A 23,825-nucleotide genomic window follows, 5' to 3' on the forward strand; every position below is an offset into this window, starting at 1 on the left:
CGGCTGCATACGATCTCAGCGCTGGGGATCGGCGATGATAGCCGTTGCCCGGTCGGCAAGGCTGACACGATCGTTCGGGCTCTTTTCCGCAGCCTCCGCGAGAAGCGTGCGGATCGGCGATGAGGGACCCTCGTTGAGTGCGGTCAGCGCCACCATGTTGGCGGCGATCGAGGCGATCTCCTCACGGATCGCGCCATCGCGTCCGGGTGCGGCCTTTGCCTTTTGCAGGCGCTCGGCAAGGGCGGCGCTGCGCTTGCGGACATCCTGGCCGATTTCAGCCGTGACAATGGCGGCGTCGAGCGGGGATGTCGCCGTATCTTCGGCCACCAATTCCGCCGGCAACTCGGCGGCCATCCCGGCAAGACCGGCGTCGCGCAGCACGCGGTTGATCTTGCGGATCTCGGCATTGGCGGCCTTCAACTGTTCCTTCAACTTGACGATCTCCTGCTGGCGGCGAGCGACCAGGGTTTCTTTTTCGGCGGCGGAAGCGCTGTCGCGCGCGGCCTTATCCTCCAGACGGATCACCATGTGCTGCTGCTGCGTCAGTTTCTGTTCGGCATCCTTGGCGCGCTTCTGCAGCAGGGTGACGTCCTGTCGCAACGTGTCGCGTTCGTCGCGTAGCGCGGTGGCGCGAAATTTCAGGCTCTCCGCCTCGGTCTCGCGCGCAGCCAAGTCGATCCTCAGCCCATCGGTCTGTTCGCCGAGCTTGCTCAGCCGTGTTCGCATCGTCGCCAGTTCGCTCTCCTTGTTGGCAGCGGACTGTTCGGCAATATGCAGATTGGTCTTCAACTGGCTGATGTAATTCTCGTCCTTGCGCAGATGCGAGCGCTGCTCGGCGGCCTCGACATGCATCTCGCCGATCTGGGCCTGCAATTCGCCGATATCGGCGGCAAGCCTGCCGGCATCGACGGCAAGCGCGTCGTGGCGAAGCTGGAGCGACAGGGATTTCTCCCGCTCACGCAGAAGGTCCTGAGTGGTCCGGGCATTTTCAGCGGCATAAAGCGCGCGCACCATATCCTTCTGGGCGCGAACCTCTTGCGGGCTCAGTGGCATGGTCGCCTTCAAGCGGTTCTCGGTATACCAGACAATACGGCGGTGAACGGCGGGCGAGACCAGAAAGACGAGGAAGGCCGCGGTCAGGAAGCCCAATCCGAACAAGAGAGCATATTCGATCACGGCGCGGCCATCGATTCGAAGGTTGATACGGGTTCAGCCGCGATGATTAAGCACGCAGGACACGCATGGCAAGGCCGCTGACGCGGGCGGGGATGGATTCCAGCGGCTTTGCGGCCTCAGAAGGGGTTCCAGGTCGGCGCCTGAGTGATCTTGAGATAGCCGACATTGATACCCAGGCGAGCGCCGACGCCGGTGCGGATCGGCACGACCAGCACGTCATTGTTCTTGAGCAGCGTCATGCCGAAGCCGGCGATCACATAGGCCGAGCCGCTGACGCCGCCGAACCGGGCATAGATACCGTTGACGGAGGGCAGGTCGTAGACCAGCATCATCACGCGGGAACCCTGGCCGCCGTAATCGAGGCCGAGCGAGGGACCTTGCCAGTAGAGATTATGTTCGCCGGCGTTCTTGGTGTTCAACTGACCTTCACCATAGGTGAGACCGGCGATGAAAGCACCGCCGCCCTCTTGTCCAAGAATGTAGCCATTTGGCAGGCCGTATTTCTGGAAGGCACTCTCGACGACTTTGGCAAGGCCGCCGCTGGCGGAGCCGAAGAAAGAGTGGCCGGCGTCGACGATTTCCTGCATCGTGTACTGGCCATTGTCCTGGGCGGAGGCAGGTCCGGCAACCATCAGCGAGGAGAAGACGAGGGCCGAAAGCAACCTGCAGAAGCCGATGAATCGGTGCGGAAATCGAGGGCGCATGGTGTCATCCGTTCGTCGTTTGGCGGGAGCGGGCAACCGCTCGCGGCGATTGGTGCATTTTGCGCCGATGATCTTAACAATCGGTTTACCAAATATGGTGTCATTATGGCACCGAGTACGATCGCAAACTTCGCGCAATTTTGATGAAGCATTCGCGGGCGCAAGGAAATTGCTGCCCCTCAGGAGACGATGATGTCCAAGAACCTTAATCTCACCTTGGCCGGCCCGGATCTGGCCGCGCTTCTTTGCAGCCGCGTTTGCCACGATGTCATCTCGCCGGTCGGTGCGATCAATAACGGGCTGGAACTCCTGGATGAGGGCGGTGCCGATGCCGATGCGATGGACCTGATCCGCACCAGCGCGCTCAACGCCTCGGTTCGCCTGAAATTCGCACGCCTCGCCTTCGGCGCTTCGGGTTCTGTCGGCGCCTCGATCGACACCGGCGAGGCCGAGCGTGCAGCCAAGGATTTTGCCGTCGCCGAGAAGAAGACCGAAGTGATTTGGAACGGGCCGCGCGCCATCGTCGCCAAGAATCGCGTCAAGCTGCTGCTCAACCTCTTTCTGGTTGCCTATTCCGCAATTCCGCGCGGCGGCGTGCTCGAGGTGACGCTTGAGAATCCCGAGTTCGATGCCAAGTTCAAGCTCACGGCCAAAGGCAAACTGATGCGCTTGCCGCCGAAATTCGTCGAGATATCGACCGGCACGATCGAGGAGGCGATCGACGCTCATTCGATCCAGCCCTATTACACCGTGCTTCTGGCACAGGAGTGCGGAATGACGCTTGATCACAGCGCCAGCCCCGAAGAGCTGGTGTTCACTGCGGTGGCCGCCGCTGCCTGATTTCGGAGCGAGGGCGGGTGTATGCGCCCGCCCGGTAACGATTCCTTAGCCTGATGGACCTATCCTCCAGGGTTGTAAGAGGCCTCTTGCTGCGACGAATGCGGGGGCAAAGGAGCGCCCATGCAAAGGTTCATGATCACCGATAATTCGGATATCGTCCGCAAGGTCGGCAAGCGCATTCTTTCTGAACTCGACTTTCTCGTCAGCGAGGCCGCCAACGCCGGCGAAGCGTTGCAGCGCTGCCAGGCGGAGCTGCCGGAATATCTGATCGTCGATTCCGGCATGGAAGGCGCTCTCGAGCTCATCGCCGCCATCCGCGCCATGGACGGCGGCAAAGAGGTCAAGATCTACTATTGCGTCGTCGAGGCGGACCTGAAGAAGCTGATGGCGGGCAAACGGGCCGGTGCCACCGACTTCCTGCTGAAGCCGTTCGATCGCAAGATCTTGACCGCCGTCTTCGGAAACCGCGCGATCGCGGCCTGACGGCAGGTCTCTCCCCAGGCAGCGTGATGCCGAAAGTGCAAACACGTTCGGCCGCCGATACTGTTTTTCCTTGTTCGAGATGTCGGAATTCTATGCCGATCCAGCCCCAGATCCTCTGTATCGGGACGGTTTCTCATGGCAGGCAGAAACGAAAAATCCCGCCGGAAGGGCGGGATTTTCGTTATCCGATAAGGGGATCGGAAAATCAGGCGGTTTCGGCGTATTCGGCACCATCCGGCTCGCGCAGAACGTAGCCGCGGCCCCAGACGGTCTCGATGTAGTTGGCACCGCCGGCGGCGTTGGCAAGCTTCTTGCGGAGCTTGCAGATGAAGACGTCGATAATCTTCAGTTCCGGCTCGTCCATGCCGCCATAAAGGTGGTTGAGGAACATTTCCTTGGTAAGCGTGGTACCCTTGCGGAGCGAAAGCAGCTCCAGCATCTGGTATTCCTTGCCCGTCAGGTGGACACGCTGGCCGCCGACTTCGACAGTCTTGGCGTCGAGGTTGACGATCAGTTCGCCGGTCATGATGACCGACTGAGCGTGGCCCTTGGAGCGGCGGACGATGGCATGGATGCGGGCGACGAGCTCGTCCTTGTGGAAGGGCTTGGTCATGTAGTCGTCGGCGCCGAAGCCGAGGCCGCGAACCTTGTCTTCGATGCCGGCCATGCCCGACAGAATGAGGATCGGTGTCTTGACCTTGGACAGCCGGAGTGTGCGAAGCACTTCATATCCGGACATGTCGGGCAGGTTCAGATCGAGAAGGATGATATCATAATCATACAGCTTTCCCAGATCGACGCCTTCTTCACCGAGATCGGTGGTATAAACATTAAAACTTTCTGATTTCAGCATCAACTCGATGCTCTGCGCCGTCGCGCTATCATCCTCGATGAGAAGTACCCGCATAATTATCCCCTTTACCGCCGCCGAAAGGTGGTCTGGCCCCCTACGCGATACCGAACACGCTACATGATTTGGAGGCTGCCACGAAATGGTTAACAAATTCTAATTCACTCTGGCAAGGAGTATCGAATTTATTAAATATTTTTTCCATTTCTCTGTTTTCCAATAGGAATCTCAAATGGCGCTCCTCACCGTTAACATTAGGAAAAGGCGCTAAGTGATTCATCCGACTCGCCAATGAAAAGGTTCGAACTTCATGCCTCGGCATTTACCGACCCTTAAATCATCTGCCCTATCATTAACGATGCCCGTAAACGAAAGGTTACCAGCGGTAGGTATTTGTTAATATCGCAGGAAATTTTTTAGCAAACCGTGTCAAAGCGGCGCGCAGGGCGGTTTCAAGTTGAGCCGGGGTCTCGCATCACGGGAGTAATGCGTATGAAGTCGCGAGAGAGTCTCGTTCGCCTGAAAGAGTTTCAGGTGAACGAAAAACGACGTCAATTGCAGCAGTTGCAGATGATGATGTCCGAATTCGAACGAATGACGAAGGATCTGGAGAGCCAGATCGTCGTCGAGGAAAAGAAGTCCGGTATCTCAGATCCGAATCACTTTGCCTATCCGACCTTCGCCAAGGCCGCGCGTCAGCGGGCCGACAACCTGCAGGTTTCGATCAAGGAACTGAAGACGCAGGAAGAGACGCTGGAAATGGCGCTCGAGGAGATGCAGGCGGAATATGCAAGAGCGACGGCGCTGGAAGAGCGTGACAGTGGCGCCCGCGCCAGAGCATGATGCCGAAACGTGTGAGCGGTTTTCTCACGACATCATGCTCTTGCGCTTTAATTTGGAACAGGATTCAGATTTTACGCCGATCTGGCCTAAATTCACCCTGTTCTAGGGCGTAAGAGAAACGGCGGGCGCCGGCGTCGGCGCCTTGGTGATCGCCACTGAGAAGCCATGTATGATGGGCGCACTGTCCGTCATACATGGCTTTTGGTGTTTTTCGCCCGTCTGAAGAGTCGTCCCCAAAACCGCCGCTTCCGGCCAGAATCAGTTCACCACATCCTGCCATTCCGGATGGCGCTGCGCCTGCGCTTTGAAGAAAGGGCACAGCGGTATGATCTTCCATCCGCCGGCGCGGGCTGCATCCACGGCGTGAAGCGCCAATGCCTGACCGACGCCCTTGCCGCGCAGCGCATCGGAAACGGCCGTATGGTCGATGATGATGAGCTTCGGCGATGCGCGCGAATATGTCATCTCCGCCGCATGCCCTTCGACCTCGGCCGCATAGCGGCCGCCGGAGGCGCCTTCTTCGTTTCGAATGTCCATTGTCTCTCCTTGCAACCGGATATGGTGGTTGCCGACGGTGACACGGTCACACAGTTGTGCCAAGCCGGTGGCGCAATTCTTAGGGAGACGGAGTGTTCATGAAAGATGTCGGATCGATGCGGGGTTCGAGGCTATGAGGGTGCTTTTGATGGTCCGCCCCGTTCTTCTTGTGGCCGCGCCGTTCTTCCTGGCGCTCGGCCTCGTCCTGCCGCTGGTCCATTTCGAGACGCTGTATTTCTTCGACAGGACGCCGTCGCTGATCGAAATCATTATATCGCTGTGGCAGGGCGGGGATGGGCTACTGTCAGCGATCGTCGCCGTGGTTTCGATCCTGCTCCCGCTTCTGAAGATGATCGGCATTGCCGCAGAAGTGATGACTGCCGACGGTGGGGCCGGCAGCCTGTTTTATCGTCGCGTCGTGCCGCAGCTGTCCAAGTGGTCAATGATGGACGTGCTGCTGGTCGCGATCGTCATTGCGGCGGCGAAGACGACGGGGCTGGCAAATGCCTTCACGCAGCCCGGCCTCTGGTGTTACGCCGCCTCGTCAATGATTTCGGGCCTTCTTCATTCCCTGACGGGAGATGCGTCCGGCCCGAAATAAATGTCGATGATGGCGTGCAGTCAGTGGCGATATTGCTGGATGCGCGTGGTGCGCAGCCCGGCAAGGCCATGGCTGTTGATCGACGACTGCCAGGAGAGGAATTCTTCGACCGTGAGCGTATAACGCTCGCAGGCCTCTTCCAAGCTCAACAAGCCACCGCGAACAGCCGCGACAACCTCTGCCTTCCGGCGAATCACCCAGCGCCGCGTATTGGGCGGCGGAAGATCCGCAATCGTCAGGGGGCTGCCATCGGGGCCGATGACATATTTCACTCGAGGACGTATCATTTCGGTCATTGGACTCTCTACACAACGCAAGACCACGGACGCCACTCTAGCTTGCCACATTTAAAAATTGCCTAAACCCATCGTAAGACTTTGATAACAAATTTAGACGCCTCGGCCGGCCGGTGGTATGGGACGGCCAGTTGCCGCACCGTCAATTCTTAGCGCCCGCAATGGCGGCCGTGCCGAATAATATGACTGATTTTCCGGGATGATTTTTGTAGCGGTGGGAATGGAGTTGAGCGCATGACATCGTCTCCGTTCTTCCCGCCGTGTCAGTCCAGCTCGCGCTTTCGATGCTTGGTTTCCTCAAGATGCTGTAAAAGCCATGTTTGCCGATGCTTTGGCATGGAGCGTCTCGCTGCCGATGACGAGGCTCGGCTGAAGCAAGCCATACCTGGTATAAAGATGAAAAATGGTGCGCATGCGCGCGACGATTGTATTGAGGATGCTGGATTTTCGCCCTCGCGGACCGGTCGCGCCGGGATCGCGCCGAACGGCGGCAAAGAGCGCTCGGCGAGATGGCAAAGCTTGCGGGCTTCGATTTTATCTGCTCTCGTCTCTCTCGAGACCGACCGCACGGCGTTCATCGAAAACCGGTTGATCAGCAACAGGCGGGAACGCCCTCCACTTTTACCGGGCCACCGATTTTTTCGTGCAGGAGATTGGTGACGGTGACGATGCGGACGATCATACCGACCTCAGTGAGGGGGCGTTTTGCGGCGGCGGCGCCAAAATACGCCGCCTCAACCCGCTATTTCAGATGCACGCGCGGAAGAATAGCTTCGCCTTCGGGTTCGCACGACGCTGACCTGAAATAATACATCCTCGCCTTCTCAGGCGGCTGTCCCGTGTCCACGCAGGCGCAGGCCCTGCTCTACGGGTGCATGGAGCTTCTGGACAAGGTCTCGCAGCTGCAGTTCGGAAGACAGTCGGTCGGCAAGGCTGATCCGGCGCGAATCAATGCCTGCGCTGGTCGGCGGCCGTCAAGAGCAGCGACGAGATGACCATCGTTCTCGGTCGCTCGTCACACACGCGGTGGGTTATCTGAAGAGCGCGATGCGCAAGCTCGTTCGGTCAGCCGCAGGAAGGCGGTTGCCAGAGCAGTCCGGGACCGGCTGCTGAGCAGCCGGCACCTTTTCATAAAGTTTAGAAACCTTTTCCGCGGGTCAACTCCGACACGACGGTTCCGGCAATGATACGGACATCCATCAGGATCGAAAAATTTCCGACGTAATAGAGATCGCTGACGATGCGGGCACGCGCCTTGGCCGGACGATCGGTGGGGCCGCGCAGGCCGCGCATCTGGGCGAGACCCGTCATGCCGGGACGCATGGCGTGGCGCTGATGGTATTCCGGCACCAGCTCTTCGTAGAGCATGCCGCCTGCCCGCATGCCGATTGCGTGGCAGCGCGGACCGACGACGGACATGTGACCCATCAGCACGTTCAGCAGCTGCGGCAGCTCATCAACGTTCGTGCGGCGAAGAATGGCGCCGACGCGGGTGATGCGCGGATCGTTCTTCACTGTCTGGGCAATACCCGAGACATCGCAAAGATCGGTGCGCATCGAGCGGAACTTGTAGACCTTGATGGTCTTGCAGTTCCTGCCCCAGCGGGTCTGCTTGAAGAGCACCGGTCCCGGGCTGTCGAGCTTAATCAGCAAGGCGACGAACAGAAGGAAAGGGGCGAGGACGAGGAGGGCGCTCAACGACGAAACGATGTCGAACGCCCGCTTCAGGACGAGATCCATCCACGGCGCCTGCGGCGCATCGCTATGGATGACAGGGGTCTGGATCTTCGGGCTGGGCTGCTGGCGGCGGCTCGGCCTGAAGGACTCTGTCGAAATGCTGTTGTTTAGTTCCGTGATGCTCAAGGATCGTACTCTGTTGTCTTCGAGGGGTGCGGCGGCAATAGGCGATCAATGGTTTACCCTGTCACCAGGGCTGCACTCAGGTCTTGGTAACCCTACTAAAACGGAAAAATGCGACAATTGTGTAATGGTGTCCAGAGAAATATCGCAACGCAGCAAATCTTTCGCATTTGCGTTAAGTTGAGGCAAGCTCATGATATTTCGTTAATAATTGGAATTTCGTCAAGGTTTCTAGGCCTTTGGCGAGGGCTTTCGGGGGTGTTCCGACGTGCACTTTCGGCACGCGACCGACCGTCGTCAGACGGTAATTTTAACGATTGCCGACGCAAAAAGTTTTTGGCGATGCTGATCGGTCGTTCTCAAACTGTGTCGGAATATGACAAAATCAAGGCGGAATGGGTCGCGACCGGCGTCGGAAAGATGAAAAACAGGGTTTCACCCAGAATCACCTGATCCGCCCACGCCGTTTGCGAATCACTCTCAGACTGCTGCCGAGGTTCCGGTTGCGTGGACACCCGCTCGATCATGACAGACGATACGGCCTGGATCATGTGCGTCGGCTTCTAAAGCGCGCGTCGTTTTCTCGGAACCGCTACACACCTCCGCGCGGAGACATCAGGAGAGAGGAGGCGAACGCCAAACCGAGGCAGGTCGCGACTGCCGCGGTAGGCGCAAAAATCATCACGGTGCGAGAATCGCCCCGCGGCTTCAAGTTCAGGGATTGCTGCGGGTGGTTACACCGGTTCAAGGACGCGTCTCGTGCCGCCCCAGGAGATGAAGTTCGGGTTGGCGAAGTCGAAATCGGCGGCTTTTCCCGTCTTGCCGTAGGTCAGCGGGGTTCCATCGAGCGTCACTGTCGAACCACCGGCGGCGCGCAACACCGCATCGCCAGCCGCTGTGTCCCATTCCATCGTACGGGTGAAACGCGGATAGACGTCGGCCTTACCTTCGGCCAACAGGCAGAATTTCAGCGAGGAGCCGATGTTGGTACATTTGGAGATCGCGTGGTGGGCGAGGAAGTTTCCGGTCTCCGGGCTGTTGTGGCGAAGGCTCGCAAGCGCCAGCCTGTCGTCCGGCTGTTCGCGCACGGCGATTGCGGTGCGTGCGCCAACCGCGAAATCGTCGGTGACGTCGAGCCTTTCCGCCCGGCCTCGTTCTCCCGAGAAGGCAAGTCCGAGCGCCGGCGCATAGACGATGCCAGCAACCGGGGCGCCATTCTCAATATAGGCGATGTTGACGGTGAATTCCTGCCGTCCGGCGACGAATTCGCGCGTGCCGTCGAGAGGATCGACCAGAAAGAAGCCTCGGCCGGCGATGTCGGGCACCTTTCCGGCGGCGACCGATTCTTCCGCCACAACGGGTATTTCAGGATAATCTCTGGCGAGATGAGCGAGAATGATGCGTTCGGCCTCCTCATCGGCGACCGTCACTGGACTTGCATCCGCTTTCATGGCGACCGGGAAGCCATTGCGCAAGACCGTAATAATGGCCCTGCCGGCTTCGAGCGCCGCCCGTTCAAATGTCCTCAGCATTGTCCTTTTGCCGTTTGCCATGCGGGCCGAGCACCCCACTGTCGCTCGTCCGCAAACCATCCCTTTCACCACATGCTTGATATGGTGCTTCCCGTCACACTCTGCATCCCCGATACCGCAGTTCCATGATGCTACCATAAGTTTTCAGCGGTGTCAGACGAAGATCGGGCACCTGCTGGTGAAATGGTATTCGTAAAAGCACCTGGGTTGAGGTTTGAATTTGCGCCATCTTCCAGTTCTGTGGAATAGCTTGCGCGACAAGCGGCGCAGGAAATCGCCGGCACATTTCCGGATGGTTAACTTCGCGGCAGTTTCTGATCAAAAATCGGTCCGTCTTTGCCGATTTTCTGTGGATTTTGGTTCAAAATGCGCCAGTTAGACCTGTTCGGACAAGAATTTGTCGGAGTAAATCCTTTTTGTCTTCACATTTCCAACGAAACCGGTATGCATTCGGCCTATGAGGTTCTCTGAAACGGGGAACCAAAGAACCAAAAAGAGATGCAGCCGGTTTGGACTCGCATCCAGGGGAAAACGACATATGGAGTATTTCGTCCAGCAGCTCTTCAATGGGCTGACGCTCGGATCTATCTATGGCCTTGTGGCTATTGGCTATACGATGGTTTACGGCATTATCGGCATGATCAATTTCGCCCATGGCGATATTTTCATGCTCGGTGGTTTCGCCGCTCTCATCGTCTTTCTCGTTCTCACATCCATCTTCGCAGGTCTTCCGGTAGCGGTTCTGCTGCTGGCGATGCTTGTCGTCGCGATGCTGATGACGAGTTTGTGGAATTGGACGATCGAGCGCGTCGCATACCGTCCGCTACGCGGTTCCTTCCGCCTGGCGCCGCTGATCACCGCCATCGGCATGTCGATCGTACTGTCCAATTTCATCCAGGTGACGCAGGGTCCGCGCAACAAGCCGATCCCGCCGATGATCAGCTCGGTCTATCAGTTCGGCAACATCTCGGTGTCGCTGAAACAGATCGTCATCATCGTGATTACGGTCGTGCTGCTCGCCGTCTTTTGGTACATCGTCAATCGTACCGCACTCGGCCGTGCCCAGCGTGCGACGGAGCAGGACCGCAAGATGGCGGCACTACTCGGCGTCAATGTCGACCAGACGATCTCGATCACCTTCGTCATGGGTGCGGCACTGGCTGCCGTCGCCGGCACGATGTACCTGATGTATTATGGTGTCGCCTCGTTCGCCGACGGCTTCACGCCGGGTGTCAAGGCATTTACCGCAGCCGTTCTCGGCGGCATCGGCTCGCTGCCGGGCGCGGTTCTCGGCGGATTGATGATCGGCCTGATCGAATCGCTGTGGTCGGCCTATTTCACCATCGCGTACAAGGATGTCGCGACGTTCGCCATCCTCGCTTTCGTGCTGATCTTCAAGCCGACGGGTATTCTTGGACGGCCGGAAGTCGAGAAGGTGTAACGTCATGGCAAACATTGATAATTCAGCAGGCAAGCCCGATGCAGGACTTGTCCGTAAAGGCCTTACCGAAGCTCTTTTCGCCGCCATCCTGTCGTTCGGCATGTTCGTTTTGTATGTCGGCCTCAAGACCGACCAGAACATCAACAACGAGTTGATCATCGTCCAGCGCTGGGGGCTGCTTGCGATCTTCGTCGCTGTCGCCGCGATCGGCCGCTTCGCCACGGTGGTTTTCCTGCGGCCGCATCTTGACAGCCGCAAGCTGGCAAAGGCGAGACAGGGTGAACTCGCCATCTCAACCGAGAAGAGCTTTTTCCACCGGCATTTCCTCAAGATCGCGCTGATCGCGCTGCTGCTTTATCCCATGGTGGTGGTGGCGATCAAAGGGCCTCAGGGCTCGCTGACATATGTCGACAATTTCGGCATCCAGATCCTGATCTATGTAATGCTTGCCTGGGGGCTGAACATCGTCGTCGGCCTCGCCGGTCTTCTCGATCTCGGCTATGTCGCCTTCTACGCGGTCGGCGCCTATTCTTATGCGCTGCTTTCGAGCCATTTCGGCCTGTCCTTCTGGGTGCTGCTGCCGCTTTCCGGCATTTTCGCCGCACTCTGGGGCGTCATCCTCGGCTTCCCGGTGCTGCGCCTGCGCGGCGACTACCTCGCCATCGTGACGCTCGCCTTCGGCGAAATCATCCGCCTCGTCATCATCAACTGGACGGATGTCACCAAGGGGACTTTCGGTATCTCGAGCATTCCCAAGGTGACGCTCTTCGGCATTCCCTTCGATGCGACGGCCGGCGGCTTCGCCAAGCTTTTTCACCTGCCGATGTCCTCGGCTTACTACAAGATCTTCCTTTTTTACCTTATCCTGGCGCTCTGCATGCTGACCGCCTACGTAACCATCCGGCTGCGCCGCATGCCGATCGGGCGCGCCTGGGAAGCGTTGCGCGAAGACGAGATCGCCTGCCGTTCGCTCGGCATCAATACGGTGACGACCAAACTCACGGCCTTTGCGACGGGAGCGATGTTTGCCGGTTTCGCCGGCTCCTTCTTTGCTGCCCGTCAGGGCTTCGTTTCGCCGGAATCCTTCGTCTTCTTGGAATCGGCCGTTATTCTCGCCATCGTCGTGCTCGGCGGCATGGGTTCTCTGACCGGCATTGCGGTCGCCGCAATCGTCATGGTCGGCGGTACCGAATTGCTGCGCGAAATGGACTTCCTGAAAGTGATCTTCGGGCCGACTTTCACGCCAGAATTGTATCGAATGCTGATCTTCGGCCTCGCCATGGTCGTGGTCATGCTGTTCAAGCCGCGTGGTTTCGTCGGTTCGCGTGAACCGACCGCCTTCCTCAAGGCGCGCAAGGCAATATCCGGAAGCTTCATCAAGGAGGGCCATGGTTGATGAGCCCCGTCACCAACACCATGTCCAGCGATACGCTTCTCAAGGTCGAACACCTGTCGATGAAGTTCGGCGGCCTGATGGCCATCAACGACTTCTCATTCGAAGCCAAGCGCGGCGATATCACCGCGCTGATCGGGCCGAACGGTGCCGGCAAGACCACCGTCTTCAACTGCATCACCGGCTTCTACAAGCCGACGATGGGGATGATCACGCTCAACCAGAAGAGCGGCAAGCAGTACCTGCTGGAGCGTCTGCCGGACTTTCTCATCACTAAGGAAGCCAAGGTGGCGCGCACCTTTCAGAACATCCGGCTGTTCTCCGGCCTGACGGTTCTCGAAAACCTGCTCGTCGCCCAGCACAACAAGCTGATGAAGGCGTCCGGTTATACGATCCTCGGCCTCATCGGCATCGGTCCCTACAAACGGGAGGCGGCCGCATCAATCGAGCTTGCGCGGCATTGGCTGGAGAAGGCCGATCTAATCGACCGCGCCGACGATCCGGCAGGCGATCTGCCCTACGGCGCCCAGCGGCGTCTCGAGATCGCCCGTGCCATGTGCACCGGCCCCGAGCTGCTTTGCCTAGACGAACCGGCCGCCGGCCTGAACCCGCGGGAATCGGCAACCCTCAATGCGCTGCTGCAGAGCATCCGCGCTGAAACCGGAACATCTATCCTGCTCATCGAGCATGACATGTCCGTGGTCATGGAAATCTCCGACCACGTCGTCGTCCTCGAATACGGCCAGAAGATTTCCGATGGCACGCCGGATCACGTGAAGAACGATCCGAAGGTCATCGCGGCCTATCTCGGTGTCGAGGATGAAGAAGTGGAAGAGGTGATCGCAACCGTCGAGCAGCTCGAAGGAGGCGCAACTGATGGGCGATGAAGTAATGACGGGTCAACCGCTCCTTCAGGTGAATGGCGTCGAAACCTATTATGGCAATATTCGTGCGCTGGCCGGCATCGATGTCCAGGTCAAAAAGGGCGAGATCGTTAGCCTGATCGGCGCCAACGGCGCCGGCAAGTCGACGCTGATGATGACGATCTGCGGCAGCCCGCAGGCCCGCACCGGCTCAGTCGTCTTCGAAGGCCGTGACATCACCCGCATGCCGACCCACGAAATCGCTCGCCTGCGCATCGCGCAGTCGCCGGAAGGCCGCCGCATCTTCCCGCGCATGACCGTTCTCGAAAACCTTCAGATGGGCGCGGGCCTGGATAAACTCAAATACTTCGCAGAGGACGTCGAGAAGATCTTCACGCTCTTCCCTCGCCTCAAGGAACGCCACGCCCAGCGCGGCGGCACGCTTTCGGGCGGCGAGCAGCAGATGCTGTCGATCGGCCGCGCGCTGATGGCGCGCCCGAAGCTGCTGCTTCTCGACGAACCCTCGCTTGGTCTTGCGCCGCTAATCGTCAAGGGCATCTTCGAGGCGATTCGGAAGCTTAATGAACAGGAAGGGTTGACGGTGTTTCTTGTCGAACAAAACGCATTTGCCGCCCTCAGGCTTTCGCACCGCGCTTACGTGATGGTGAACGGCAAGGTAACGATGAGCGGCTCCGGCAAGGAGCTGCTCGCCAATCCTGAAGTCCGTGCCGCTTATCTCGAAGGCGGAAGACACTAGCTCGAACGGAGAGTTTGATATGCAGGGACTTTTCTTCGAAAGCGATACCGGCGCCCGCTTGATCATCCGCGCGATCGTCGTGCTGATCGGCTTCTGGACGGCCTGGCGGGCCGGCAAGGCGGTGGCCGAAGGCTGGAACGACTATCCGCTGGCCGTCGTCTACACCTTCCTGCTCGCCTGGGCGATGCAGTTCCTGCACCACGCACTATTCGATGGGCCGATGCTCAGCACTCTCTACTACTGCATCGATTTCGTAACGCTGCTGGTCTTCTCGACCGCCGGCTTCCGCTTTCGCCGCACCAATCAGATGGTCAACAACTATTACTGGCTGTATGAAAAAACTTCCGCGTTTTCGTGGAAGGACAAACATTGACAGTCCGTTGAAACTAGGCATGAATCGCCTTCAGAGCGGAACAGCTTTCCTAGCGCAGTCAATGGTGGGTAGTGCGCTGGGCCTTGGACCGGAACCCGCCCAAAAATTGGGAGTAACAATATGAAGAAGTCTCTTCTGTCGGCAGTGGCTCTGACGGCGATGGTCGCCTTCAGCGGCAACGCATGGGCCGACGTCCTCATCGCTGTCGCTGGTCCGCTGACTGGCCCGAACGCCGCGTTCGGCGCTCAGCTCCAGAAGGGCGCCGAGCAGGCGGCCGCCGACATCAATGCCGCTGGCGGCATCAACGGCGAGCAGATCAAGCTCGAGCTCGGCGACGACGTCTCCGACCCGAAGCAGGGCATCTCGGTTGCCAACAAATTCGTTGCCGACGGTGTCAAGTTCGTCATCGGCCACTTCAACTCTGGCGTTTCGATCCCGGCTTCGGAAGTCTATGCCGAAAACGGCATCCTCGAAATCACCCCGGCCGCTACGAACCCGAAGTTTACGGAACGGGGCCTCTGGAACACGTTCCGCACCTGCGGCCGTGACGACCAGCAGGGCGCCATCGCCGGCAAGTATCTTGCCGATCACTTCAAGGACGCCAAGATCGCCGTCGTTCACGACAAGACCCCCTACGGTCAGGGTCTTGCCGACGAAACCAAGAAGGCGATGAATGCCGCCGGTCTGACGGAAGTCATGTACGAAGGCATCAATGTCGGCGACAAGGACTTCTCGGCCCTCATCGCCAAGATGAAGGAAGCCGGCGTCTCGATCATCTATTGGGGCGGCCTGCACACCGAAGCCGGTCTCATCATCCGTCAGGCCGCCGATCAGGGCCTGAAGGCAACGCTGGTTTCGGGCGACGGTATCGTTTCGAACGAACTGGCCTCGATCGCTGGCGACGCTGTCGCCGGTACCTTGAACACGTTCGGTCCCGATCCGACGCTGAACCCGGCCAACAAGGAACTCGTCGAAAAGTTCAAGGCCGCCGGTTTCAACCCGGAAGCCTACACGCTCTATTCCTACGCTGCGATGCAGGCGATCGTCGGTGCCGCCAAGGCTGCCGGTTCGGTGGATCCTGAGGCCGTTGCTACGGCCATGAAGGAAAAGGGCCCGTTCCCGACGGTTCTCGGCGACATTTCGTTCGATGCAAAGGGCGACCCGAAGATCCCTGGTTACATTATGTACGAATGGAAGAAGGGCGCGGACGGCAAGTACACCTACGTCCCGCAGGACAAGTAAGCTTAGCTTGCCTTTTTGACAGATGAGATTGAAGCCCGGTTCCGACCGGGCTTCTTTTGCATTACCGAGGTTTCAAATTCCGTCCTCCGCGGCGCCGCCTATCTGCTGCCGACGGTTTCCGCCCGATATCACTTACATCTCGTGCAGCACGTGCGTCGCCTTCACGGCGGCCGAAGCCCGGTTCTCGACGCCGAGCTTCACGTAGATCTGTTCGAGGTGCTTGTTCACCGTGCGCGCCGACAGCCCCAATATTTCGCCGATATCGCGGTTGGCCTTGCCTTTGGCGATCCAGAGTAGAACTTCGGATTCGCGCTGGGTGAGCGAGAAGCGCTGGCGCAGTGCCTCATCGTCGCGCCGCTGGTTGGCGGCGGTCAGGCGGAAGAGATATTCGTCAGGCCCGATTGCGCCGAGGAAGGCGAGCTGCAGCGCCGCCTGGCCGGCATGGGCGATCGAGATAATGCCGTCTCGAACCGCGGCTGCGCGGTCGCGCATCCAGGTGGCGATATGGCTGACGACGATTTCCATGCCGTCGTCGCTGCCCATGGCGGCGTTGACGAGCCGTGTTGCTTGCGGCGTCGACCAATGGATGGCGCCATCGCCTTTGACGGCCAGCAAATGGCGGCCGGCTGCGTCGAGTGCGACGCGGGCGCTTTGGGCCGAGCGAGCATTGCGCAGATGGACACCAATGCGGGCTCGTAGCTCGTCGATATTGATCGGCTTGCTGAGATAGTCGACGCCGCCGGATTCCAGCGCGTGCACGACATGTTCGGTCTCGGTCAGGCCGGTCATGAAGATAACGGGCACCTGCGCCACCGCGGCATTTGCCTTCAGCCGGCGGCAGGTTTCGAAGCCATCCATGGCGGGCATGACGGCGTCGAGCAAGATGAGATCGGGGGTGATGCGCTCGACGATGCCAAGTGCCGCGGTGCCTGACGTGGCGATCAGCACGGAAAAGCCGGATTGTTCGAGCGCGTCGGTCAGGAAGCCGAGCGCTTCGGGCGAGTCGTCGACGAGCAGAACGATGTCGCGGGGGAGGGCCGGCTCAGCCAATGGATTCCACCTTTTCGTCGAAGTCGTGCAGGAAGGTCATGAAGCCGGCGAGATCGAAGGCGGCGACATAGGCGTAGAGTTTCTCGGTGAATGGCTGATTTGCCTCCACTTTGGCAAGGTCCGAAAGCTTGGCTTCGATACCCCTGATATAGCCGATCTCACCGAGCCGCAGCAATTCCTGCACATGGGCAGCACCTGGGCTCAGCATCGGCGCTTGGGTCTTAACAGGAACTGCGGGTGCGGCGTCGGCATAGACCCATTTCAGCCCGAGATGCAAAGCGAGCTTGTCGCGGAGCTGGCGAATGTCGACTGGCTTGCCGATCGCATCATTGTGGCTGTCGTCACTGTCGCTGAGAACGGCGGCATCACCGATATTGGCGGAAAGCATCAGCACCGGCGCTGTCTGACCAGCCTCGCGCAGACGCGAGACGAGCTGCCAGCCGTTCATACCGGGCATCAGGATATCGACGAGGAAGAGGTCTGGCTTGATGCCCTCGATCAGCGTCAGGCATTCGGTGCCGCCCGCCGCCGTCAGCACGATGAAATTGAGGGGTGCCAGGATTTCGCGCATCATCTCGCGATGGTCTTCGTTATCGTCGACGATAACGAGCGTGCGGCGCGGGCCGTCGTAATCGGCGATGCGCTTCTCCTGCGGCGCGGGCGCCACGGCGCGCATGACGGCCGACAGCATCAGCCGGACGCGGAAGGTCGAGCCCTCGTCCCTGACGCTCGAAACCGAAATCTCGCCGCCGAGCGTGTTGGTCAGAAGCCGGGTGATGGTCAGGCCGAGGCCGAGGCCCGGCATCGGCCGCACGCTTTCGGCCTCGCCGCGCTGGAAGGGTTCGTAGATGCGGGGCAGATCTTTCTCGGTGATGCCGCGGCCGGTATCGGCAACGGTGAAGGTCGCCACCTGGCTGCGATAGCCGACATCGAAGGTGACGGTGCCTTCGTCGGTGAACTTGATGGCATTGGAGAGCAGGTTGACGAGAATCTGACGCAGCCGCTTTTCGTCGGTACGGACGAATTGCGGCAAGGCCGGCGAACGATCGTGGATGAAGACGAGCCCCTTTGCCTGCGCCTGTGGGCGGAACATATCGACGATCTGGTCGAGGAAATCCTGGATGTTGATCTCATTGGAATAGACCTGCAGGCGGCCGGCCTCGATCTTTGAAATATCGAGCAGGCCGTCGATCAGTCCGGAAAGGTGTTCGGCGCTGCGGCGGATGACCTTGATCGAGGATTGGCGTGGCGCCGGGATGGTCTCGTCGCGCTCAAGGATCTGGGCATAGCCGAGCACGGCGTTGAGTGGCGTGCGCAGTTCGTGGCTCAAGCCCACGACATAACGGCTCTTGGCGCGGTTGGCTGCCTCGGCCGTCTCCTTGGCGTTCTGCAAGGCGGTGTCGGTCTTCTTGTGGGCGGCGATCTCCTTGAGCAGCAGCGTGTTCTGGCGCGAGGATTCCTCCTCGGCGACGACGCGGCTGTCATGGGCGAGCACATAGAACCAGCAAACGACGCCAGATATCACCGCGAAGACAAAAAAGACGATGAGGATAGTGCGGTTGACGACCTCGGCCGTCGCGGGCGAGGCGGCGGCGACCTGATGGGCGATCATCGCCAGGATTGCGCCGATGGCGGTCAAGGCGAGCACGACGGCGATGCCGTAGCGGCCGAGGCGCGTCGTTAGCTTCCCCAGAATGGCGTCAGGCAGCAGTACCTTGGCGACGGTGCCGACCTGCGCGTTGAAACGGGCGGCCGGCTTGCACATGTCATGGCAGCGGCTGTCGAGCGAGCAGCAGAGCGAGCAGATCGGCGCAGCATAGGCCGGGCACCAGGCCATATCCTCCGGCTCGAACGGGTGTTCGCAGACCGAGCAGGTAATGTTCGTCAGGTTCTTCCAGCTGTGGCGCGGCTTGCGGGCGAGGTAAAACTTGCCTTTCGTCGCCCAGGCGAGCACCGGCGAGGCGATCAGCGCAATGACGAGGGTGATATAGGGAGCGAGCGAGGCGGCGATCGCTCCGAAGGCACCGAAATGGGCAATCAGCGATACCGTCGCCGACAGCGTCATGGCGCCGAGGCCGACCGGGTTGATATCATAGAGATGGGCACGCTTGAACTCGATGCCGGGTGGAGCGAGGCCAAGCGGCTTGTTGATGAAAAGATCGGCGGAGATCGTGCAGAGCCAGGCCATGGCGATGATCGAGAAGATGCCGAGCGTCTCCTCCAGCAGCCGGTAGATGCCAAGCTCCATCAAAAGCAGCGCGATCGCGACGTTGAAGACCAGCCAGATGACACGGCCAGGATGGCTGTGGGTCAGTCGCGAGAAGAAATTCGACCAGGCGAGCGAGCCGGCATAGGCATTCATCACGTTGATCTTCAGCTGCGAGATGACGACGAAGGCGGCCATCAACAGCAGCGCAGCATTGTGCCAGGGGACCATGTAGCCGAAAGCGGTGAGATACATCTGCGCCGGGTCCGCGGCACGATCAAGCGGCACGCCCGAGGCAAAGGTCAGCACGACGAGGAAGGAGCCGGCAAGCAGTTTTGGCGCGCCGATAATGACCCAGCCGGGTCCGGCGAGAAAAACAGCCAGGCGATGGCGCCACTTGCGCTGCGGGTCCGGCGGCAAGAAACGCAGGAAGTCGGCCTGTTCGCCGATCTGCGACATCAGCGCCAGGATGACGGCAGAGGCAGCGCCGAACTCCACCAGATCGAAATCCGCGATGGTGCCGGGCGGGCCGGAGGCATGGCGGATGCCGGCAAAGGCGCGCCAAAGATCGAACTTTTCCCAGTCCAAAAAGGCGATGAAGATGAAGGGCAGGATATTCAGCACGATCCAGAAGGGCTGGGTCATCAGCTGGAACTTGCTGATCAGCCGCACGCCATGCGTCACCAGCGGGATCACCATGACGGCGCTGAGGATGTAGCCGATCCAGAGCGGGATGCCGAGGGTGAGCTCCAGCGCGCCGGACATGATCGAAGCTTCGATCGCAAACAGCATGAAGGTGAAGCTCGCATAGATCAGCGAGGTGATGGTCGAGCCGATATAGCCGAAGCCGGCGCCGCGCGTCAGAAGATCGATGTCGACGCCGTGGCGGATGGCGTAGCGGCTGATCGGCAGGCCGATCGCCAGCATGGCGATGCTTGCGACGACAATGGCATAAAAGGCGTTGGTGGTGCCGTAGGAAAGGGTGATCGCGCCGCCGATCGCCTCGAGCGCCAGGAAGGAGATCGCGCCGATTGCCGTCTGCGAGATGCGTTGCGAAGAGAAATGGCGGGCGCTCTTTGCGGTGAAGCGCAACGCATAATCTTCCAGCGTCTGGTTGGCGACCCAGCGATTGTATTCGCGTCTTACCGGAATGATGCGTTGGCGCGCTGCCATGTCTTCCTTTCTTCATTCCGGTTGGGCTCACCGTCTTCCAGCGAGTTTTGGCGGGATGGAGCGGAAAGGCAAGAGGCGAACGCCGGGTGGTTCACTGAATGGCAATGTTTTTGAAATTGATCTGTCACGAAAGCGCACTAACTCTCCCCGCGTTCGTTCAACCATTTCGGGTATCCCATGTCTGCTTTAAGCCTTTGCCGCCTGAGCGCCGCCCTCGTCTGCCTTATTTCCATCGTGCCATCCTTTGCCAGCGCCGAGCAGGCGACGGCGGCGAAAGCGCCCTATGCGGAAGCCGGAAACACCAACAAGCGTGGTGACGCCTGCTTCTCGACGGTGGACACGAACGCCGCGGTTCACCTCCTCTCAGGCTTCCTCGAAATCTGGACCCCGCGCACACCATTCGTCGATGCGGGTGTTGAAGCCCCGGCCAAGGACAATTGCCCGGCGGTCGCCAAGACGGATTGGGATGGCATTCCCGCCAGCAAGACCGACGGCTACATCGTTAACCAGGCCGTCCATGACGCCAACATCGCCTATGTCGTCAATGCGACGCGGGCGCGGACGGCCGATCAGGCGGTGGCCGCCTATCTCGACGACCGCCGCGGCAAGAATGCCAGCATCGTCGACGGCCTCGGTCCGCTGACGAATGCCTGGAAGGCCGGCTCGAAGCAGACCACCACGATCACCAAAGTGGCGGCCGATGCGACGACAGTCAAATATGACGACAAGGGCAACAATCGCGGCGCCGGCAGCAAACCGGATACGGAAAACAAGACCGATGCCAATCCGGACATGGGCCTTGCCATCGATTTCATCAACGCCGCAAGCGATGACGGCTCGACGGAGCCTGCCAAGCGCTATTTCAAATATGGCCGTCCCTATCGCTGGAGCCAGGATGTGTCGGTCGTCCCGACTCTGGTGCCCGCCAAGAGCGGCAAACCGATAGAGGACGGTGGGTTCCCCAGCGGACATACGGCGGAAGCCTGGCGGGATGCGCTTGCGATGGCCTATCTCGTGCCGCAGCGCTTTCAGGAAATGATCACGCGCGCCAGCGAATTGGGCGAGGACCGTATCCTTGCCGGCATGCATTCCCCTCTCGACGTGATGGGTGGCCGTATGCTCGGCACGGCGACGGTCGTTTACAATCTGAACAAAACCGACAACTCAGCGCTGATGAGCGATGCTTACGCCCAAGCGCAGTCATGGCTCGCCGCCAAATCAGGCGTTGCCGATGCGGGTGCGCTCGAAGTCGCCGCGCATGCGGCGCCGATCGCCGCAGACCGTTTTGCCAATCACGACGCCAATCGCGCTTACGTGCTGCAGCGCCTGAGCTACGGAATGCCGACGATCCATGCGACCAATCAGCCGGCTCGCGTGCCGCAGGGCGCCGAAGCGCTTCTCGAAACGCGTCTGCCCTATCTCGACGGCGAGCAGCGCCGCGACGTGCTGAAGACGACGGAGATCGCCTCGGGTTATCCACTCATCGACGACGCGGAAGGTTACGGCCGCCTCAACCTGTTTGCCGCCGCCGATGGTTACGGTGCCTTCGAGCAGGATGTCACCGTGACGATGGACGCGGCAAAGGGCGGCTTCAATTCAATCGATACCTGGCGCAACGACATCACCGGCAACGGCAGGCTGGTAAAGCGCGGCAGCGGCATTCTCGGGCTGTCGGGCGCCAACAGCTATGCTGGCGGCACCGTGCTCGAAGACGGCGCGCTGGTGGCCGGATCGCCCTCGGCCTTCGGTGCCGGCGCTCTGACGGTCGGTGGCGGTTCGCTCGTCGTGGCGGCAGACAAGCCTTTAGCCGTCGGCGGAGACTATCAGCAGCTCGCCCATGCGACGGTAAAGCTGGCGCTCGGCGCGAACGGCGCCGGCACGCTTGTTGTCGAGGGCAAGGCGGCGCTCGCTGGCGATCTCGATGTGACGCTTACCGATGGCTTTACCCCCACACCCGGAACGAAGATCGAGATCCTGAAAACGAGTGCCTTGTCCGGCACCTTCGGCAAGGTCACGGTCTCCGGCCACAGGGCGAGCCTCTCTTACGGCCCGACAGCCGTCATCTTGACGATCGACGGATAATTATTCCCATAAAACCGACAGGGCATCTCCCGCGCGGGGGATGCCGCTTTCTTCGATGTGCCGCTTTGCCCCTGCGTCTACGTCATTTTGCGTATGTGTTTTTGCGATGCAGCACCCGATAGTCCCCTCGGCAACAGTTAAATTCCGTTTCCGGCCTGTTGCGGAACAAGAAGAGGGGCTCAACCAGATGAATCTCAGATCCACGATCACCGGCGCTGCGCTCGGTGCCGTCATGGCGGCATCGGCCGCTTTCCACGGCGCGGTTGCCGCCGAGGACACGATTAAAGTCGGCGTATTGCATTCGCTTTCCGGCACGATGGCGATTTCCGAAACCACGCTGAAAGACGCCATGTTGATGCTCATCGACGAGCAGAACAAAAAGGGCGGCCTTCTCGGCAAGAAGCTCGAGGCCGTCGTCGTCGATCCGGCTTCCGACTGGCCGCTGTTTGCCGAAAAGGCCCGCGAGCTGATCCAGAAGGACAAGGTTGCCGCCGTCTTCGGTTGCTGGACGTCCTCGTCGCGCAAGTCCGTTCTGCCGGTTTTCGAAGAGCTGAATTCGCTGCTCTTCTACCCCGTGCAGTATGAAGGCGAAGAATCCTCGCGCAACATCTTCTACACCGGCGCTGCTCCGAACCAGCAGGCAATTCCGGCTGTCGATTACCTGATGGAAAAAGAAGGCGTCAAGCGCTTCGTTCTTGAAGGTACCGACTACGTCTATCCGCGCACGACCAACAAGATTCTCGAGGCATACCTGATTTCGAAGGGTATTCCGAAAGAAGACATCCTAACCAACTACACGCCGTTCGGCTTCTCCGACTGGCAGACCGAAGTTTCCAAGATCAAGGAATTCGGTTCGGCCGGCAAGAAGACCGCCGTCGTCTCGACGATCAATGGCGATGCCAACGTTCCGTTCTACAAGGAACTGGGCAACAAGGGCATCAAGGCAACCGACATTCCCGTCGTCGCCTTCTCGGTCGGCGAAGAAGAACTTGCCGGTCTCGACACCAAGCCGCTCGTCGGCCATCTCGCTGCCTGGAACTATTTCGAGTCTGTGGAAAGCCCGGCCAACAAGAAGTTCATCAAGGACTGGCACGCTTACACCAAGAACGACAAGCGCGTGACGAACGACCCGATGGAAGCTGCGTATATCGGCTTCAACGCATGGGTTAAGGCCGTCCAGGCTGCCGGCACGACCGATACCGACAAGGTTCTCGACTCCATCATCGGCGTCAGCGTTCCAAACCTCTCCGGCGGTTATGCGACTGTCATGCCGAACCACCACATCACCAAGCCCGTGCTGATCGGTGAAATCCAGGCCAATGGCCAGTTCGAAATCGTCCAGCAGACGCCCGCCGTCGTTGGCGACGAATGGTCCGATTACCTGCCTGATTCCAAGGACCTGATCTCCGATTGGCGTAAGCCGATGTCCTGCGGAAACTTCAATGTTGCCACCGGCAAGTGCGGCGGCAAGGGTTCGTGAATACGACCCCGGTCAGATGATTGCCTGAAGACTTCCGTCCGGG

23 protein-coding genes are annotated in these 23,825 nt (G+C 59.7%); 13 read left to right on the forward strand and 10 right to left on the reverse strand.

Translation table 11 applies throughout. The features are described from left to right. Positions 1-15: 15 nt before the first annotated feature. On the reverse strand, positions 16-1,176 hold the full coding sequence (locus RCCGE510_RS13420; RefSeq protein ID WP_007630686.1) for a hypothetical protein: 1,161 nt from the start codon (positions 1,174-1,176) through the stop codon (positions 16-18). A gap of 116 nt (positions 1,177-1,292) precedes the next feature. Further along, positions 1,293-1,880 (reverse strand): EipA family protein, encoded by a 588-nt coding sequence (locus tag RCCGE510_RS13425; RefSeq protein ID WP_007630687.1) that lies wholly within the window; start codon positions 1,878-1,880, stop codon positions 1,293-1,295. Positions 1,881-2,072: 192 nt separating this feature from the next. Between RCCGE510_RS13425 and RCCGE510_RS13430 the strand changes: the two genes are divergently transcribed. Both RCCGE510_RS13430 and RCCGE510_RS13435 read left to right on the forward strand, forming a co-directional pair. Next, positions 2,073-2,720 carry a histidine phosphotransferase family protein gene (locus RCCGE510_RS13430; protein WP_007630688.1) on the forward strand — a complete coding sequence of 216 codons (648 nt, stop codon included), beginning with the start codon at positions 2,073-2,075 and terminating at the stop codon, positions 2,718-2,720. A 120-nt stretch (positions 2,721-2,840) separates the two neighbouring features. Continuing rightward, entirely contained in the window at positions 2,841-3,203 is a 363-nt protein-coding gene (locus RCCGE510_RS13435) for a response regulator (protein ID WP_007630689.1), read from the forward strand. Positions 3,204-3,408: 205 nt separating this feature from the next. On the opposite strand, the gene ctrA is transcribed toward RCCGE510_RS13435, so the two are convergent. Then, positions 3,409-4,110: a cell cycle two-component system response regulator CtrA gene (gene ctrA, locus RCCGE510_RS13440; RefSeq protein ID WP_003542362.1), complete on the reverse strand. Its 702-nt coding sequence runs from the start codon at positions 4,108-4,110 to the stop codon at positions 3,409-3,411. A 435-nt stretch (positions 4,111-4,545) separates the two neighbouring features. Here ctrA and RCCGE510_RS13445 point away from each other — a divergent pair, with 435 nt between their 5' ends. Further along, on the forward strand, positions 4,546-4,896 hold the full coding sequence (locus RCCGE510_RS13445) for a hypothetical protein (protein WP_007630691.1): 351 nt from the start codon (positions 4,546-4,548) through the stop codon (positions 4,894-4,896). A gap of 258 nt (positions 4,897-5,154) precedes the next feature. Here RCCGE510_RS13445 and RCCGE510_RS13450 read toward each other — a convergent pair whose 3' ends face one another. Continuing rightward, the gene (locus RCCGE510_RS13450) at positions 5,155-5,433 is read right to left on the reverse strand and encodes a GNAT family N-acetyltransferase (RefSeq protein WP_007630692.1); all 279 of its coding nucleotides are present in this window, start codon (positions 5,431-5,433) and stop codon (positions 5,155-5,157) included. A 133-nt stretch (positions 5,434-5,566) separates the two neighbouring features. Here RCCGE510_RS13450 and RCCGE510_RS13455 point away from each other — a divergent pair, with 133 nt between their 5' ends. Beyond that, positions 5,567-6,034, forward strand: coding sequence for a paraquat-inducible protein A (locus tag RCCGE510_RS13455; RefSeq protein WP_037078612.1), 468 nt, complete (start codon positions 5,567-5,569; stop codon positions 6,032-6,034). 20 nt (positions 6,035-6,054) lie between these two features. Here the strand turns inward: RCCGE510_RS13455 and RCCGE510_RS13460 are convergent, their stop codons facing one another. Then, positions 6,055-6,330, reverse strand: coding sequence for a DUF1153 domain-containing protein (locus RCCGE510_RS13460; RefSeq protein WP_007533628.1), 276 nt, complete (start codon positions 6,328-6,330; stop codon positions 6,055-6,057). Positions 6,331-6,666: 336 nt separating this feature from the next. Here RCCGE510_RS13460 and RCCGE510_RS35585 point away from each other — a divergent pair, with 336 nt between their 5' ends. Beyond that, positions 6,667-6,990: a hypothetical protein gene (locus RCCGE510_RS35585; RefSeq protein ID WP_240539654.1), complete on the forward strand. Its 324-nt coding sequence runs from the start codon at positions 6,667-6,669 to the stop codon at positions 6,988-6,990. 477 nt (positions 6,991-7,467) lie between these two features. On the opposite strand, the gene RCCGE510_RS13465 is transcribed toward RCCGE510_RS35585, so the two are convergent. The 3 genes from RCCGE510_RS13465 to cysQ form a co-directional block, all read right to left on the reverse strand. Further along, positions 7,468-8,193 carry a sugar transferase gene (locus tag RCCGE510_RS13465; protein WP_007630695.1) on the reverse strand — a complete coding sequence of 242 codons (726 nt, stop codon included), beginning with the start codon at positions 8,191-8,193 and terminating at the stop codon, positions 7,468-7,470. 356 nt (positions 8,194-8,549) lie between these two features. Beyond that, on the reverse strand, positions 8,550-8,741 hold the full coding sequence (locus RCCGE510_RS13470; RefSeq protein WP_007630696.1) for a hypothetical protein: 192 nt from the start codon (positions 8,739-8,741) through the stop codon (positions 8,550-8,552). Between the two features lie 183 nt (positions 8,742-8,924). Then, positions 8,925-9,722 (reverse strand): 3'(2'),5'-bisphosphate nucleotidase CysQ, encoded by a 798-nt coding sequence (gene cysQ, locus RCCGE510_RS13475; protein ID WP_007630698.1) that lies wholly within the window; start codon positions 9,720-9,722, stop codon positions 8,925-8,927. 538 nt (positions 9,723-10,260) lie between these two features. Here cysQ and RCCGE510_RS13480 point away from each other — a divergent pair. The 6 genes from RCCGE510_RS13480 (at position 10,261) to RCCGE510_RS13505 (ending at position 15,791) form a co-directional block, all read left to right on the forward strand. After that, on the forward strand, positions 10,261-11,163 hold the full coding sequence (locus RCCGE510_RS13480) for a branched-chain amino acid ABC transporter permease (RefSeq protein ID WP_007630700.1): 903 nt from the start codon (positions 10,261-10,263) through the stop codon (positions 11,161-11,163). A 4-nt stretch (positions 11,164-11,167) separates the two neighbouring features. Then, a complete protein-coding gene (livM, locus tag RCCGE510_RS13485) occupies positions 11,168-12,559 on the forward strand; it encodes a high-affinity branched-chain amino acid ABC transporter permease LivM (protein ID WP_007630703.1) in 1,392 nt (463 codons plus the stop codon). After that, positions 12,559-13,443 carry an ABC transporter ATP-binding protein gene (locus RCCGE510_RS13490; protein ID WP_007630704.1) on the forward strand — a complete coding sequence of 295 codons (885 nt, stop codon included), beginning with the start codon at positions 12,559-12,561 and terminating at the stop codon, positions 13,441-13,443. Before livM ends, RCCGE510_RS13490 begins: the two co-directional genes overlap by 1 nt. Beyond that, positions 13,433-14,176, forward strand: a complete 744-nt coding sequence (locus RCCGE510_RS13495) for an ABC transporter ATP-binding protein (protein WP_192815307.1) — start codon at positions 13,433-13,435, stop codon at positions 14,174-14,176. The genes RCCGE510_RS13490 and RCCGE510_RS13495 overlap by 11 nt, the downstream gene beginning before the upstream one ends. A 19-nt stretch (positions 14,177-14,195) precedes the next feature. Next, positions 14,196-14,549, forward strand: coding sequence for a DUF6867 family protein (locus tag RCCGE510_RS13500; RefSeq protein WP_007630706.1), 354 nt, complete (start codon positions 14,196-14,198; stop codon positions 14,547-14,549). A 120-nt stretch (positions 14,550-14,669) separates the two neighbouring features. After that, the gene (locus tag RCCGE510_RS13505) at positions 14,670-15,791 is read left to right on the forward strand and encodes a branched-chain amino acid ABC transporter substrate-binding protein (protein ID WP_007630707.1); all 1,122 of its coding nucleotides are present in this window, start codon (positions 14,670-14,672) and stop codon (positions 15,789-15,791) included. Between the two features lie 132 nt (positions 15,792-15,923). Here the strand turns inward: RCCGE510_RS13505 and RCCGE510_RS13510 are convergent, their stop codons facing one another. Next, positions 15,924-16,841, reverse strand: a complete 918-nt coding sequence (locus RCCGE510_RS13510) for a response regulator transcription factor (protein WP_007630709.1) — start codon at positions 16,839-16,841, stop codon at positions 15,924-15,926. Beyond that, positions 16,834-20,220 (reverse strand): ATP-binding protein, encoded by a 3,387-nt coding sequence (locus tag RCCGE510_RS13515; protein WP_007630711.1) that lies wholly within the window; start codon positions 20,218-20,220, stop codon positions 16,834-16,836. The genes RCCGE510_RS13510 and RCCGE510_RS13515 overlap by 8 nt, the downstream gene beginning before the upstream one ends. Positions 20,221-20,397: 177 nt before the next feature. Between RCCGE510_RS13515 and RCCGE510_RS13520 the strand changes: the two genes are divergently transcribed. Further along, on the forward strand, positions 20,398-22,302 hold the full coding sequence (locus RCCGE510_RS13520) for a phosphatase PAP2 family protein (protein ID WP_007630712.1): 1,905 nt from the start codon (positions 20,398-20,400) through the stop codon (positions 22,300-22,302). A gap of 187 nt (positions 22,303-22,489) precedes the next feature. Further along, positions 22,490-23,782 carry an urea ABC transporter substrate-binding protein gene (gene urtA / locus RCCGE510_RS13525; RefSeq protein ID WP_007630713.1) on the forward strand — a complete coding sequence of 431 codons (1,293 nt, stop codon included), beginning with the start codon at positions 22,490-22,492 and terminating at the stop codon, positions 23,780-23,782. Positions 23,783-23,825: the final 43 nt, after the last annotated feature.

Source organism: Rhizobium sp. CCGE 510 (assembly GCF_000292525.1).
Taxonomy (GTDB): Bacteria; Pseudomonadota; Alphaproteobacteria; order Rhizobiales; family Rhizobiaceae; genus Rhizobium.